The organism is Streptomyces sp. NPDC048337 (assembly GCF_043201175.1).
Lineage (GTDB): Bacteria > Actinomycetota > Actinomycetes > Streptomycetales > Streptomycetaceae > Streptomyces.
The window spans coordinates 1-13,407 of the sequence record NZ_JBICYR010000041.1 but is presented as its reverse complement, the minus strand read 5'-3'; the positions used below and the strand labels follow the sequence as shown (position 1 = coordinate 13,407).

The following is a 13,407-nucleotide window of genomic DNA, read 5'->3' as shown; positions in this document are numbered from 1 at the left end:
GAACCACCTCAACGGGCCTCAGTGGACGGGGTGCATCGTGCGCCGCAGCCACGGCGCGAGGGCGATCACGGCCAGGGCCACCGCCACCGCGATGCCGCCGTTGACGCCGAAGTAGACGGGGTTGGACACCTCGCCGTAGACCTTGACCACCTGCGCCTGGATGCCGTTGGCCAGCGCCAGGGAGAGGAACCACAGGGCCATGGTCTGGCTGCTGAAGGCCTTGGGGGCGAGCTTGGTGGTGGCCGACATGCCGGAGGTCTCCAGGAGGATGTCGCCGAGGCCGAGCAGCAGGTAGGAGCCGACGATCCACCAGGCGGCCATCCGGTACGCGTCCCCGCCGTGCCCGGAGGTCGGGATGATCATCAGCAGGAAGGACAGGCCGCTCAGGAGCACCCCGATGGCGATCTTGTTGGAGGCGTGCGGCTGGCGGCGGCCCATGCGGACCCACAGCGCGGCGACGACCGGGGCGAGCGCCACCTCGAAGGCGCCGAGCGCGGAGGCGTACCAGCTCGCCGGGAAGTGGAAGCCCAGGATCTCGGTCCGGGCGTTCGTCGAGGCGAGCAGCATCATCGTCGAGTAGGCCTGGAAGAGGATGAAGTTGAAGGCGACCGAGGCCAGGAAGAGGACCACGTACGGGCGCAGCCGCCCGCGCTCCTCGGAGGTCACCCGGGGGCTCCGGAACATGATCGCGAAGTAGACGACCGGGGCGATCACGGAGACGAGGGTGAGGAGGTCGACGAAACGGCCCATCGTCAGCCAGCCGGCGAGCGACAGCACGGTGGCGAGCACGGCGAAGGAGAGGCAGCCGCCAATGATCTTCGTCACGGCGGAGCGCATCGCGGCGGGCGCGAGCGGGGCAGCATCATTTACAGGCGTCGCGGAATGCTTGCGTCCGGCCAGATGGCGGCGACCCAGGACGTACTGGACCAGGCCGGCCGTCATGCCGATGGCGGCGGCGGAGAAGCCCCAGTGCCAGCCCTTGTGCTCGCCGAGCCAGCCGGTGATCAGCGGTCCGGCGAAGGCGCCGATGTTGATGGCCATGTAGTAGAGCGCGAAGCCGGCGTCGCGCCGGTCGTCGTCCGTCCGGTAGAGCTTGCCGACCATGCTGGCCACGTTCGGCTTGAGCAGGCCGGTGCCCGCGCTGATCAGGCCGAGGCCGACCCAGGTCATGGCGGCGGTGGGCACGGCCATGGCGTAGTGGCCGCAGGCGATGAGGATGCCGCCCCAGAGCACGGCCCGGTAGGAGCCGAGGATGCGGTCGGCGAGCCACCCGCCGGCGACGGAGACGAGGTAGACCATGGTCCCGTAGGCCGCCGAGACGGAGGCCGCCGTGCCCGGGTTCATCCCGAGTCCGCCGTTCGCCACCGCGTCCGCGAAGTAGAGGACGAGGATGGCCTGCATGCCCAGGAACGAGAAGCGCTCCCAGACCTCCAGCCCCGACAGGGTGGCGAGGCCCCGGGGATGGCCGAGGAAGGCGTGGTCGTCGCGGGATGGCGGCTGGTCCGCCTCGGGATCCGCGGGTTCGTCTATAGCGGTCGTCATTCTGGACAAAACGTATTCTCCGGTTGTTTCGGCTCCTCATGAACATACCGGTGCGCTTCGGGCGGTGCGCGAGTCGCGACCGGACGGGCGCTCTCGGTGATCGAAAACAGACCCGATACGCTGGCTTGAGTGATGGCAGCGACACATCGACAATCCAGGTGATCGTCAGCGTGATCGTCAGCAGACAGGAGTACCCCTCGTGACCGTCGTCGGGCCGTTCGGACTGAGCGTGCGGGACCAGGCTCTTGAGACCGATGTCCAGGCCGGACTGGCCGCCGTCGAGGCGGGTCTGCTGGAAGCCACCAAGAGCGAAGTCCCCTTCATCACCGAGGCCGCACAGCATCTGGTGCGTGCCGGTGGCAAGCGTTTCCGCCCGCTGCTCGTGATGCTCGCGTCGCGGTTCGGCGATCCGTACGCGCCCGGCATCGTGCCCTCCGCCGTGGTGGTGGAGCTCACGCACCTGGCGACCCTCTACCACGACGACGTCATGGACGAGGCGGACGTACGCCGTGGGGTGGAGAGCGCCAACGCCCGCTGGGGCAACTCGGTGGCCGTCCTGACGGGTGACTTCCTGTTCGCCCGCGCCTCGCACATCCTGGCCGACCTCGGACCCGAGGCCGTCCGCATCCAGGCCGAGGCCTTCGAGCGGCTGGTGACCGGCCAGATCCTGGAGACCGCCGGGCCGCGCGACGGCCGCGACCCCGTCGAGCACTACCTCGACGTCATCGCCGGCAAGACCGGCTCGCTGATCGCGGTCTCCGGCCGGTTCGGTGCGCTGATGTCCGGCGCCGACGAGTCGGTCGTCGACATCCTGACCCAGTACGGCGAGCGGCTCGGCACCGCCTTCCAGCTCGCCGACGACGTCCTGGACATCGCCTCCGACGCGCACGAGTCCGGCAAGACCCCGGGCACCGACCTGCGCGAGGGCATCCCCACCCTGCCCGTGCTGCGGCTGCGCGAGATGGCCGCCCGCGACGGGCGAGCGGAGGACCTGGAGCTCGTGGCGCTCCTGGACGGTGACCTGACGGACGACGCCCGCCACGCCGAGGTGCTGACCAGGCTGCGGGCGCACCCCGCCCTGGAGCAGGCCCGCCGCGACACCATCCGCTACGCCGAGGACGCGCGGGCCACGCTCGCGCCGCTGCCGGAGTGCTTCGCGAAGTCGGCTCTGGAGGAGCTGTGCGACGCGGTGGTGCACCGGGCCGGCTGACGCCCCGTCCGGTACGGCCGCCGCGGCGGCCCCTGCCGCAAGAGAGAGGAACGGGCCCTTCCGCCCCGTCGACCCCTACGGGTCGGGGGAGGAGGGCCCTTTCCGTGTCATCCCAGGGTCGTACGCGCAGTTGATTCCGGGGGCTGACGCCCGCGCGCCGCCGATTTGGTCAGATGGAGTCATCAACCCCACCAGATCGGGTGAGCGCGGCGACACGGGGGTCGCCGCCGTCGACACAGAGGGCAGGGCACTGACATGGCAGCGAACACGAAGACTTCTCGCAAGGTCGCCCGGTACGCCGTACCGGTCGCGGTGGCAGGTGTGGCCGCGGCGACCGTCGCGATGGTCCCGGCCTTCGCCAACGCCGGCGGACCCGACCTGCCGAAGGTGACGGCGCAACAGCTGATCGAGAAGATCGCGGCCTCGGACGTACAGGAGCTGTCCGGAACGGCCCGGATCAGCACCGACCTGGGCCTGCCGAAGATCGCGAACGGCCTGCTGGGCGGCGGTGGCGTCGCGACCGGCTCCGCCAACCCGGAGGAGAAGGTGGCGCAGCTGGCGAGCGGTACGCACACCTTCCGCGTCGCCGCCGACGGCCCGGACCGCCAGAAGCTCACCTTCCTCGACGGCAAGGACGAGTACAGCCTCATCCACAACGGCGACGACGTGTGGGGCTACGCCTCCAAGTCGAACGAGGTCTTCCACGAGAAGAACGCCGGACAGGGCGAGCACAAGGCGGGCGACCGCCTCGCCGCCTCGCCGCAGCAGCTGGCCCAGGACGTCCTGAAGGCGGCCGGTACGACCACGGACGTCAGCGTCGGCGACACCGCGCAGGTGGCCGGGCGGGACGCCTACCAGCTGGTCCTCAAGCCCAAGCAGGGCGGTTCCACGGTCGGTTCGGTCCAGATCGCGGTGGACGCCAAGAACGGCGTGCCGCTGCGGGTGCAGCTGCTGTCCTCCCAGGGCGGCAAGCCGATCGTGGACGCGGGCTTCACCCAGGTGGCCTTCAGCAAGCCGTCCGCGGACACCTTCGCCTTCACCCCGCCCAAGGGCGCGAAGGTGAGCGAGGGTACGGGCGAGCCCGGCAAGGGCCGGGAAGGCGACCACTTGAAGGCGCTGGAGTCCTTCCCGGGGCTCGGCGGTCTGACCGGCGGAGCCGGCGACAAGGGCGAGGTGAAGGTGCTCGGCGAGGGCTGGGCCACGGTCGCGCAGATCAACACCGGCGCGGAGAAGGGCCTCAAGGACCTGGAGAACGACAAGAACGCCCCGAAGGAGGCCAAGCAGTTCCTGAGCATGCTCGGGGACAAGGTCACCGGGAAGTTCGGCGAGGGCCGGGTCCTGTCGACCCGTCTGGTCAACGCCCTGATCACGAATGACGGCAAGGTCTACGTCGGCGCGGTCACCAAGGACCAGCTGGTGAAGACGGCGGACGCCGCGAAGTAGTCGAGAAGCGGCCGCAATTCGGCCCCAATCGGCACAAGGGTGGCCCGGGACCTGTGTCCCGGGCCACCCTTGTGCCGTTCCCCTCCTGCGTACAGCACCCCCGCTGTACGGTGGATGTCATGTCGAGACACGTCACCATCCGCCTGGACGAAGAGTTCCATGAACGCCTGAAGGCGCGCGCGGCGGCGCTGGGCACGACGGTCACCGCGTTGATCACCGAGGTCACGGAACGCGAACTGGACGACGACCGGAAGAACTTCCTGTCCGGCATCGAGGAGTTCGCCGACCACTGGGGCTACTTCCAGGAGCGGTTCGGCAATTGAAGATCACCATGGAGTGGGCCTGGACCGCTCTGGCCCACCATCTCCCGTCCGATCCCGCCGTATGGGACCCCTCCGGGGTGGCCGCCGCGGTCGCCCGGCACCAGAACGACCTCGTCCTGGTGCCCGAACAGCCCGCCCCGGACACCGCGTGGCGGGCCGCCGCGTTTCTGCACACCCTCGCGGTGTGCCCGGCGCTGGAATCGCCGATGAACGAGTTCTACGCGGCCGCCGCGACCCGCTCGTACCTGCGCGTGGCCGGGGCCAGGCAACTGCCCTCGCCGGAGGTCCTCGGCGATCTGGTCGAGGCGGCGAAGCTGGGCCGCGCGGACATCTCGGCGGTCGCCGAGGAGCTGCGGGCCCGCATACAGGAGCCGCTGTCCGCCTCCTCGCTACCGGCCCGCACCGAGGACGCGTAGCACCACGGGGGCCTCGTCGGGGTGCAGTCGCAGCTCGGTGGCCCCGTCCTCGGAGCGGAAGGCGACGCTGAGTTCGTCGGCCGAGACCGCCTCCAGGGGCGGGAAGTCCACGGGCGGCGCCGTGGTGGCGCCTTTGGTGCACCAGCGGGCCGGCCGGCCCGGTTCCAGCTCCAGGTGACCCTCGGTCCACCGGCCGTCGGTCAGTTCCCGGTCGCGCAGATCGCAGGGGATCCGCACGGTGCCGCCCCGCGCGTGGTCCGACAGGCGCCTCAACCGCCGCCGCTTCCGCACCAGCAGGGCGGGGTTGACGGCGGCGGCGGCCTCGGCGAGCAGGCTGAACAGGGCGGCGATGATCTCCGGCATGGTCCGATCAGACCACGCCGGGGCCCTAGAGGACTAGACCAGTTGGGGCGTGTCTCCCGAAGGCGTCACCTAGAAGGTGATCTTCCAGCTGTTGATGTAGCCGACGTCCTGGGCCGCCGCGTCCTTGACCCGGAGGTTCCAGACCCCGTTCGCGACCTCGCTGGAGGCGTTGACCGTGTACGACTGCACGAGGTTGTCGGCGCTGCCGCCGGAGCGGTTGTGCAGGTTGTAGACCGTGCCGTCCGGGGCGATCAGGTCGACCACCAGGTCACCGCGGTAGGTGTGGACGATGTTCACGTCGACCTTGGTGGTGGCGGGCGCGTTGCCGGCGACACCGGAGACCGTGATCGGCGAGGACACCGCGGCGGCCGGGGAGTCCGGGATGTTCACGTCCGTCGTGTTCTCGAAGGACGGGCCGGGCGGGACCGGGGTGGCCGCGCCGAGGTTCCAGATCGCGTAGGCGATGGCATCGGCGTTGCGGTCCAGGGCGGTGTCGTTGATGTTCGACAGCGAGTCGCAGGAGGAGTGGTAGCAGCGGTCGAAGGCCTGACCGGAGGTGCCGCCCCACTTCTGCGCCTGGGCCGCCGTCTTGGTGTAGTCGGCGCCGGAGAACAGGCCGCCGACCGGTATGCCGGCGCTCTTGAAGGGGGCGTGGTCGGAGCGGCCGTCGCCCTCCGTCTCGATCTCGGTCGGGATGCCGAGGCCCGCGTAGTAGTTCTTGAACGTCTGCTCGATGGTCGGGTCGTCGTCGTAGACGAAGTAGCCCGGGTTCGGCGAGCCGATCATGTCGAAGTTCAGGTAGCCGGAGATCTTCGCCTTCTCGGCGGCCGGCAGGTTGTTGACGTAGTACTTCGAGCCGATCAGGCCCAGCTCCTCCGCGCCCCACCAGCCGAAGCGCAGGTGCTTCGTCGGCTGGAGGCCCGCCCGGGACACGGCGAGCGCTGCCTCCAGGACCGCCGCGCTGCCGGAGCCGTTGTCGTTGATGCCGGCGCCTGCGGACACCGAGTCCAGGTGCGAGCCGGACATCAGGACCGAGTTCGGGTCGCCGCCCGGCCAGTCGGCGATCAGGTTGTAGCCGGTGGCGCCGCTGGAGGTGAAGGTCTGCAGGGTGGTGGTGAAGCCCGCCGCGTCCAGCTTGGCCTTCACGTAGTCGATCGAGGCCTTGTAGCCGGCCTTGCCGTGCGCGCGGTTGCCGCCGTTGTTGGCGGCGATCGTCGAGAGCTGCGACAGGTGGGCCTTGACGTTGGCCAGCGGAATGTCGGGCGGCGTCGGCGCCGCGGTGACCGCCGTGGGGGCGGCGAGTGCGGCGGGAGTGGTGGCGGCGAACAGGCCCGCGACCGCGAGGGCGGTCACGGCAGCGAGGCGCCGGGAGACGGACAGGCTCATGTGGGGGCTCCGGGATTCCGCGGGGATGAGACGGAACGAGTGGGGATAGAGCAGGTGAGCGTTAGTGCGTCTGTGCGAGCCTGATGTTCAGTGAGAGTGTGACTATCCGTCAAGACCAGAATTCGGTCAGGGTAGTTCGGAAAACGGACGATCCCCGCTACTGGGGGCACCTCCCAGCGGTAGCTGGGGGAAGGTTCCGTAGCGGGGATCGTGAGGGTCGAGTGGGCGCTGTGGCGCCGTCCTCTACGCGGGCTCGCGGGCCGGCGCCCCGACCGCCGGGGCCGGCATGTCGAGCCGGGCCCGGGACTGCCGCGCCGTACGCAGCGCGTCCCAGGTCAGGACGGCGAGCGCGGCCCACACCAGCGAGAAGCCGGCCCAGCGCTCGGGCGGCATGGCCTCGTGGAAGTAGAGGACGCCGAGCCCGAACTGGAACACCGGGGCCATGTACTGGAGCAGTCCGAGGGTGGACAGCGGGACCCGGATCGCCGCGGCCCCGAAGAACACCAGCGGGACCGCGGTGACCAGCCCGGTCGCGGCCAGCAGGAGCGCGTGGCCGACGCCGTGCGCGGCGAAGCTGGACTGGCCCTGCGCGCCCAGCCACAGCAGGTAGCCGAGGGCGGGCAGGAACAGCACGGCGGTCTCGGCGGTCAGCGACTCCAGCCCGCCCATGTTGAGCTTCTTCTTGATCAGTCCGTACGTGGCGAAGGAGCAGGCCAGGATCAGCGAGATCCACGGCGGCCGCCCGTAGCCGATGGCAAGCACCAGCACGGCGATGAAGCTGATGCCGACCGCCGCCCACTGCGCGCGGCGCAGCCGCTCACCCAGCGCCAGCACGCCGATCGCGATGCTGACCAGCGGGTTGATGAAGTAGCCGAGGCTCGCCTCGACGACATGGCCGTTGTTGACGGACCAGATGTACAGGCCCCAGTTCACGCTGATGATCGAGGCGGCCAGCGCGGTCAGCCCCAGCTTGCGGGGCTGGCGCACCAGCTCGGATATCCAGCCCCAGCGGCGCAGCGCGAGCAGCGCCAGCCCGACCACGGCCAGGGACCACACCATGCGGTGGGCGAGGATCTCGACCGCCCCGGAGGGCATGAGCAGCGGCCAGAAGAGGGGAACGAGCCCCCACAGTCCATACGCGCCGAATCCGTAGAGCAAACCCGTGCGCTGCTCGTTCTCCGCCTTCACGGGGCCTCCTGTACGACATCCAGCCAACCTCACGACCGTAGCGCCGTGCGCGCCGTATGTCATGCCCGTTTTATGGAGATACTCATGACATCTTCAGGGGCTTGCATCCGGCCCCGCCGGCGTTCGCGGCCGAGCCCGCCGCAGGCGGCCGGCTCAGGCGAGCGCCGCGGCGATCGCCTCGGATACCGGGGTCGTGGGCCGGCCGATGAGGCGGGCCAGGTCCCCGCTGGTCCCCGCCAGCCGGCCGCGCGCGATCGCCGCGTCCACGTCGACGATGATCGCCGCGAAGCCCTCGGGCACCCCGGCGCCGGTCAGGACCGCGGTGTGCTCCTCGGCCGGTACCTCGGCGTACGCGATCTCCTTGCCGGACTGCGCCGACAGCTCGGCCGCGTACTCCGCGAGGCTCCAGGCAGTGTCGCCGGAGAGCTCGTAGACCTGGTTCAGGTGGCCCTCGCCGGTGAGCACCACGGCCGCGGCGGCCGCGTAGTCGGCGCGCGCCGCCGAGGCGACCCGGCCCTCGCCCGAGCTGCCGACGATCGCGCCGTGCTCCAGGTGGGCGGCCAGGTCGCGCGTGTAGTTCTCGTGGTACCAGCCGTTGCGCAGGAAGGTGTACGGGATGCCGGAGTCGAGGATGGCCCGCTCGGTGGCCCGGTGCTCGGCGGCCAGCTCGAAGTCCGCCTCCGGCCCGCCGAGGACGCCGGTGTAGGCGAGCTGCGCCACGCCCGCGGCCTGCGCGGCCTCCAGTACGGCGGTGTGCTGGGCGACGCGGCGCCCGATCTCGTTGCCGGAGATCAGCAGGACCCGGTCGCCGGCCCGGAAGGCGGCGGCCAGGGCGGCCGGGTCGCCGTAGTCGGCGACGCGGACCTCGATGCCGCGCTCGGCCAGGTCGGCGGCCTTGTCCTTGTCGCGGACGACGGCGGCGACCTCGTCGGCGGGGACCCGCTCCAGCAGCTCGTCGACGACGAGACGGCCGAGGGCTCCGGTGGCTGCGGTGACGACGATGCTCATGATGCTCTCCTCGTTGGGCGGGAACGCCATCTTACGGTAAGCGCTAACTTTTGGAAAGTGCTCACTGGGAGATAGCGTGGCGCAGACGCACCGAAGCCCGGATCCGATGGGGGATCCGGGCTTCGTGCGTGCCGTGCGCGCCGGTCAGCCGACGACCGTCCAGGTGTCGTTGCCGTGCAGGAGGGCGCCGAGGTCGCCCTTGCCCTTCTGGTCGATGGCCGTGTCGAGCTGGTCGGCCATGAGGGTGTCGTAGACGGCCCGCTCCACGCTGCGGAAGACGCCGATGGGGGTGCGGTGGAGGGTGTCGGGGTCGGCCAGCCGGGACAGCGCGAACGCGGTCGTGGGGCTGGCGGCGCCGGAGTCGTGGACCAGGATCCGCGACTCGTTCTCCGGGGTGACCTCGACGACCTCCAGGTCGCCGGTGGCGGGGTCGCGGACGACGCCCTTGTGGCCGCCCGCCCCGAAGCGGATCGGCTGCCCGTGCTCCAGCCGGATCACGGCCTCCTGGGCCTGCTCGTTGTCCTTCAGCACCTCGAAGGCGCCGTCGTTGAAGATGTTGCAGTTCTGGTAGATCTCCACCAGCGCCGTGCCCTGGTGGTCGGCGGCCTGGCGCAGCACCTCGGTGAGGTGCTTGCGGTCCGAGTCGATGGTGCGCGCCACGAACGAGGCCTCGGCCCCGATCGCCAGCGAGACCGGGTTGAAGGGCGCGTCCAGCGAGCCCATCGGGGTGGACTTGGTGATCTTGCCGAGCTCGGAGGTGGGGGAGTACTGGCCCTTGGTCAGACCGTAGATCCGGTTGTTGAAGAGCAGGATCTTGAGGTTGACGTTGCGGCGCAGGGCGTGGATGAGGTGGTTGCCGCCGATGGACAGCGCGTCGCCGTCACCCGTCACGACCCACACCGACAGATCGCGGCGCGAGGTGGCCAGGCCGGTGGCGATGGCCGGGGCGCGACCGTGGATCGAGTGCATCCCGTAGGTGTTCATGTAGTACGGGAATCGGCTGGAGCAGCCGATTCCGGAGACGAAGACGATGTTCTCCTTCGCCAGCCCCAGCTCGGGCATGAAGCCCTGGACGGCCGCGAGCACCGCGTAGTCGCCGCAGCCGGGGCACCAGCGGACCTCCTGGTCCGACTTGAAGTCCTTCATCGACTGCTTGGCCTCGGCCTTGGGCACCAGGGACAGCAGGTGCGGGGAGTCGGTCACCTCAGTCATTGATGGCCTCCTTGAGGACCTTCGCGAGCTGCTCCGCCTTGAAGGGCATTCCGTTGACCTGGTTGTACGACTGGGCGTCGACCAAGTACCTCGCCCGGATCAGGGTGGCCAGCTGCCCGAGGTTCATCTCCGGCACCACTACCTTGTCGTAACGCTTCAGGACCTCTCCGAGATTCCTCGGGAAGGGGTTCAGATGGCGCAGGTGGGCCTGCGCGATCGGGTCGCCCGCGACGCGCAGCCGGCGCACGGCGGCGGTGATCGGGCCGTACGTGGAGCCCCAGCCCAGGACGAGCGTGCGGGCCCCGTCCGGGTCGTCGACCTCCACGTCCGGCACCACGATGCCGTCGATCTTGGCCTGCCGGGTGCGGACCATCAGGTCGTGGTTGGCCGGGTCGTACGAGATGTTGCCGGTGCCGTCCTGCTTCTCGATGCCGCCGATGCGGTGTTCGAGGCCGGGGGTGCCGGGGACGGCCCACGGGCGGGCCAGGGTCTCCGGGTCCCGCTTGTAGGGCCAGAACACCTCTGTGCCGTCGGCGAGGGTGTGGTTCGGGGCGGTCGCGAACTGGATCTTCAGATCGGGCAGGTCCGCCACGTCCGGGATCCGCCAGGGCTCGGATCCGTTGGCGAGGTAGCCGTCGGAGAGCAGGAACACCGGGGTCCGGTAGGTCAGCGCGATCCGGGCCGCGTCCAGGGCTGCGTCGAAGCAGTCCGCCGGGGTACGGGGCGCGACGATCGGGACGGGGGCCTCGCCGTTCCGGCCGAACATGGCCTGCAGCAGGTCCGCCTGCTCGGTCTTGGTCGGCAGACCGGTGGAGGGCCCGCCGCGCTGGATGTCCACGATCAGCAGCGGCAGCTCCAGCGAGACCGCCAGGCCGATCGTCTCCGACTTCAGGGCCACACCGGGCCCGGACGTGGTGGTGACGCCGAGCGCGCCGCCGAAGGCCGCCCCCAGCGCCGCGCCGATGCCGGCGATCTCGTCCTCGGCCTGGAAGGTCCTTACGCCGAAGTTCTTGTGCTTGGACAGCTCGTGCAGGATGTCCGAGGCCGGGGTGATCGGGTACGAGCCCAGGTAGAGCGGCAGATCCGCCTGCTGGGAGGCCGCGATCAGCCCGTAGGAGAGTGCGAGGTTCCCCGAGATGTTGCGGTAGGTGCCGGTGGGGAAGGCCTTGGTGGCCGGGGCGACCTCGTAGGAGACGGCGAAGTCCTCGGTGGTCTCGCCGAAGTTCCAGCCCGCCCGGAAGGCGACGATGTTCGCCTCCGCGATGTCCGGCTTCTTCGCGAACTTCTGCCGCAGGAAGGCCTCCGTACCCTCCGTCGGCCGGTGGTACATCCAGCTCAGCAGGCCCAGCGCGAACATGTTCTTGCTGCGCTCGGCCTCCTTGCGGGTCAGCCCGAAGTCCTTCAGCGCCTCGACCGTCAGCGTCGTGAGGGGCACCGGATGCAGGCTGTAGGCGTCCAGCGAGCCGTCTTCCAGCGGCGAGGTCTCGTAGCCGACCTTGGCCATGGGGCGCTTGGTGAACTCATCGGTGTTGATGATGATCTCCGCGCCGCGCGGCACGTCCGCGATGTTCGCCTTCAGGGCGGCCGGGTTCATCGCGACCAGCACGTTCGGCGCGTCGCCGGGGGTCAGGATGTCGTGGTCGGCGAAGTGGAGCTGGAAGGAAGACACGCCCGGGAGGGTTCCGGCGGGCGCCCGGATCTCGGCGGGGAAGTTCGGCAGCGTCGAGAGATCGTTGCCGAAGGACGCCGTTTCCGAGGTGAACCGGTCACCGGTGAGCTGCATACCGTCACCGGAGTCACCCGCGAATCGGATGATCACACGATCGAGACGGCGCACTTCCTTGCCGCCCGGGCTCGCCGGAGTGCGCTGTCCGCCGACAACCGCACCCCCAGCCCCGTCGGCCTGCTCGGCTGGGCTACTGACCTGGCTGGTCACTGAACTGGACCTCCTTCGAGGCGTGGGCACCCCCACAAGACCCACCCTACGTCCGCAGGATGAGCATCCCAGGGGGTGACCACATTCTGGACCGTCGGCCCGCCCCTTGAGACGACCGACCGGTATGCCGTAACTGCCGTATCTGACAGATTGTCAGTTGATCAAGATTTCAGGTAGGTGAGAACGGCCAGAACACGCCGGTGATCCCCATCACTCGGCGACAGGCCCAGTTTCATGAAGATGTTGCTGACGTGCTTCTCCACCGCGCCGTCACTGACGACGAGCTGCTTCGCAACCGCCGAATTGGTACGGCCTTCGGCCATCAGCCCGAGCACCTCGCGCTCCCGCGGGGTCAGCCCCGCCAGCACGTCCTGCTTCCGGCTGCGGCCGAGGAGCTGGGCGACCACCTCGGGGTCGAGGGCGGTACCGCCCCGGGCCACCCGGACCACCGCGTCCAGGAATTCCCGTACCTCGGCGACCCGGTCCTTGAGCAGGTACCCCACCCCGGTGCTGGAACCGGCCAGCAGTTCGGTGGCGTACTGCTCCTCCACGTACTGCGACAGCACCAGCACCCCGATCCCGGGGTGGTCGCGCCGCAGCCGTACGGCAGCCCGTACGCCCTCGTCGGTGTGCGTCGGCGGCATCCGTACGTCGGCCACCACCACATCCGGCAGCGCGTCCTCCGCCGCCAGGTCCGCCACCGTCTTGATCAGGGCTTCCGCGTCCCCGACGCCCGCAACGACGTCATGCCCCCGGTCGGTCAGCAACCGGGTCAGGCCCTCGCGCAGCAGCACTGAATCCTCGGCGATGACCACCCGCACCCTGTCTTCCACGATCCCGCAGCTCCCGCGTCCACTCGTTCCCGCACTCCCTGTCTCAGCCAAGCATCCCAGCCTGAAGGCCGGATAAAGGCGGAGCCGGGACAACGAGTGTGCGCAGGGCGGAAATTCGGCCTCGTTGGCGTTTGAGGGGCGGAGCCCTGGTCTTGTGCCCGAGCCTGCCCACTCGGGCGGGAAATCCAGCCTCGCCGGCGTTTGAGGCGCGGGGCTCGGGGCGGAGCCCCGTTCTTTGAGCCGCACCTGCGTACTCGGGCGGGCGATTCCAGCCTCGCCGGCGTTTGAGGCGCGGGGCTCGGGGCGGAGCCCCGTTCTTTGAGCTGCACCTGCGTACTCGGATGGGCATATCCAGCCCCGCCGGCGTTTGAGGCGCGGGGTCCGGGGCGGAGCCCCAGGGCGCGGCGCCCCAGCCGAACACGGACGGGAGTCCCGCGGCTCAGCGCCGCCCAGCGCCCGCCCCCGTGCGGTCGCGCCACGGCAGCTCGGCGGTCACCGTGGTCCCCCCGCCGGCGGGGGAGTCCACCACCAGCACCCCATCCACGGC

General features: G+C 70.1%; 12 protein-coding genes. 4 read left to right on the top strand and 8 right to left on the bottom strand.

From position 1 onward, the window contains the following. Positions 1 to 18: 18 nt before the first annotated feature. On the bottom strand, positions 19 to 1,542 hold the full coding sequence (locus ACGFYU_RS36440) for a peptide MFS transporter (RefSeq protein ID WP_393831597.1): 1,524 nt from the start codon (positions 1,540 to 1,542) through the stop codon (positions 19 to 21). Positions 1,543 to 1,741: 199 nt separating this feature from the next. On the opposite strand from ACGFYU_RS36440, the gene ACGFYU_RS36435 reads away from it, so the two are divergent. From ACGFYU_RS36435 to ACGFYU_RS36420, 4 genes are all read left to right on the top strand, one after another. After that, a complete protein-coding gene (locus ACGFYU_RS36435; protein WP_382649276.1) occupies positions 1,742 to 2,752 on the top strand; it encodes a polyprenyl synthetase family protein in 1,011 nt (336 codons plus the stop codon). A gap of 255 nt (positions 2,753 to 3,007) precedes the next feature. Next, positions 3,008 to 4,195 (top strand): outer membrane lipoprotein carrier protein LolA, encoded by a 1,188-nt coding sequence (locus ACGFYU_RS36430; RefSeq protein WP_393831596.1) that lies wholly within the window; start codon positions 3,008 to 3,010, stop codon positions 4,193 to 4,195. 119 nt (positions 4,196 to 4,314) lie between these two features. Then, positions 4,315 to 4,518 carry a ribbon-helix-helix domain-containing protein gene (locus ACGFYU_RS36425; RefSeq protein WP_251055898.1) on the top strand — a complete coding sequence of 68 codons (204 nt, stop codon included), beginning with the start codon at positions 4,315 to 4,317 and terminating at the stop codon, positions 4,516 to 4,518. Then, positions 4,515 to 4,934, top strand: coding sequence for a hypothetical protein (locus ACGFYU_RS36420; protein ID WP_393831595.1), 420 nt, complete (start codon positions 4,515 to 4,517; stop codon positions 4,932 to 4,934). Before ACGFYU_RS36425 ends, ACGFYU_RS36420 begins: the two co-directional genes overlap by 4 nt. Here the strand turns inward: ACGFYU_RS36420 and ACGFYU_RS36415 are convergent. The 7 genes from ACGFYU_RS36415 to ACGFYU_RS36385 all read right to left on the bottom strand — a co-directional run bounded on the left by ACGFYU_RS36415 (position 4,908) and on the right by ACGFYU_RS36385 (position 12,848). Further along, positions 4,908 to 5,297, bottom strand: coding sequence for a hypothetical protein (locus ACGFYU_RS36415; RefSeq protein WP_393831594.1), 390 nt, complete (start codon positions 5,295 to 5,297; stop codon positions 4,908 to 4,910). The two genes, ACGFYU_RS36420 and ACGFYU_RS36415, sit on opposite strands and share 27 nt — an antisense overlap. A 69-nt stretch (positions 5,298 to 5,366) precedes the next feature. Continuing rightward, positions 5,367 to 6,683: a M28 family metallopeptidase gene (locus tag ACGFYU_RS36410; protein ID WP_393831593.1), complete on the bottom strand. Its 1,317-nt coding sequence runs from the start codon at positions 6,681 to 6,683 to the stop codon at positions 5,367 to 5,369. A gap of 243 nt (positions 6,684 to 6,926) precedes the next feature. Beyond that, a complete protein-coding gene (gene rarD, locus ACGFYU_RS36405) occupies positions 6,927 to 7,871 on the bottom strand; it encodes an EamA family transporter RarD (protein WP_393831592.1) in 945 nt (314 codons plus the stop codon). 153 nt (positions 7,872 to 8,024) lie between these two features. Next, complete coding sequence (locus ACGFYU_RS36400) at positions 8,025 to 8,879, bottom strand: SDR family oxidoreductase (RefSeq protein ID WP_393831591.1); 855 nt, start codon at positions 8,877 to 8,879, stop codon at positions 8,025 to 8,027. Positions 8,880 to 9,023: 144 nt separating this feature from the next. Continuing rightward, positions 9,024 to 10,091, bottom strand: coding sequence for a 2-oxoacid:ferredoxin oxidoreductase subunit beta (locus ACGFYU_RS36395; RefSeq protein ID WP_393831590.1), 1,068 nt, complete (start codon positions 10,089 to 10,091; stop codon positions 9,024 to 9,026). Continuing rightward, entirely contained in the window at positions 10,084 to 12,027 is a 1,944-nt protein-coding gene (locus ACGFYU_RS36390; protein WP_393831589.1) for a 2-oxoacid:acceptor oxidoreductase subunit alpha, read from the bottom strand. The genes ACGFYU_RS36395 and ACGFYU_RS36390 overlap by 8 nt, the downstream gene beginning before the upstream one ends. 161 nt (positions 12,028 to 12,188) lie before the next feature. Then, positions 12,189 to 12,848 (bottom strand): response regulator transcription factor, encoded by a 660-nt coding sequence (locus tag ACGFYU_RS36385; RefSeq protein ID WP_030653505.1) that lies wholly within the window; start codon positions 12,846 to 12,848, stop codon positions 12,189 to 12,191. Between the last annotated feature and the right edge of the window lie 559 nt (positions 12,849 to 13,407).

Bases quoted from the DNA above. Each gene is read 5' to 3' on its own strand.
- ACGFYU_RS36410 (WP_393831593.1), bottom strand. From the start codon at position 6,683: ATGAGCCTGTCCGTCTCCCGGCGCCTCGCTGCCGTGACCGCCCTCGCG.
- ACGFYU_RS36425 (WP_251055898.1), top strand. From the start codon at position 4,315: ATGTCGAGACACGTCACCATCCGCCTGGACGAAGAGTTCCATGAACGC.
- ACGFYU_RS36395 (WP_393831590.1), bottom strand. From the start codon at position 10,091: ATGACTGAGGTGACCGACTCCCCGCACCTGCTGTCCCTGGTGCCCAAG.
- ACGFYU_RS36430 (WP_393831596.1), top strand. From the start codon at position 3,008: ATGGCAGCGAACACGAAGACTTCTCGCAAGGTCGCCCGGTACGCCGTA.
- ACGFYU_RS36440 (WP_393831597.1), bottom strand. From the start codon at position 1,542: ATGACGACCGCTATAGACGAACCCGCGGATCCCGAGGCGGACCAGCCG.
- ACGFYU_RS36400 (WP_393831591.1), bottom strand. From the start codon at position 8,879: ATGAGCATCGTCGTCACCGCAGCCACCGGAGCCCTCGGCCGTCTCGTC.
- ACGFYU_RS36415 (WP_393831594.1), bottom strand. From the start codon at position 5,297: ATGCCGGAGATCATCGCCGCCCTGTTCAGCCTGCTCGCCGAGGCCGCC.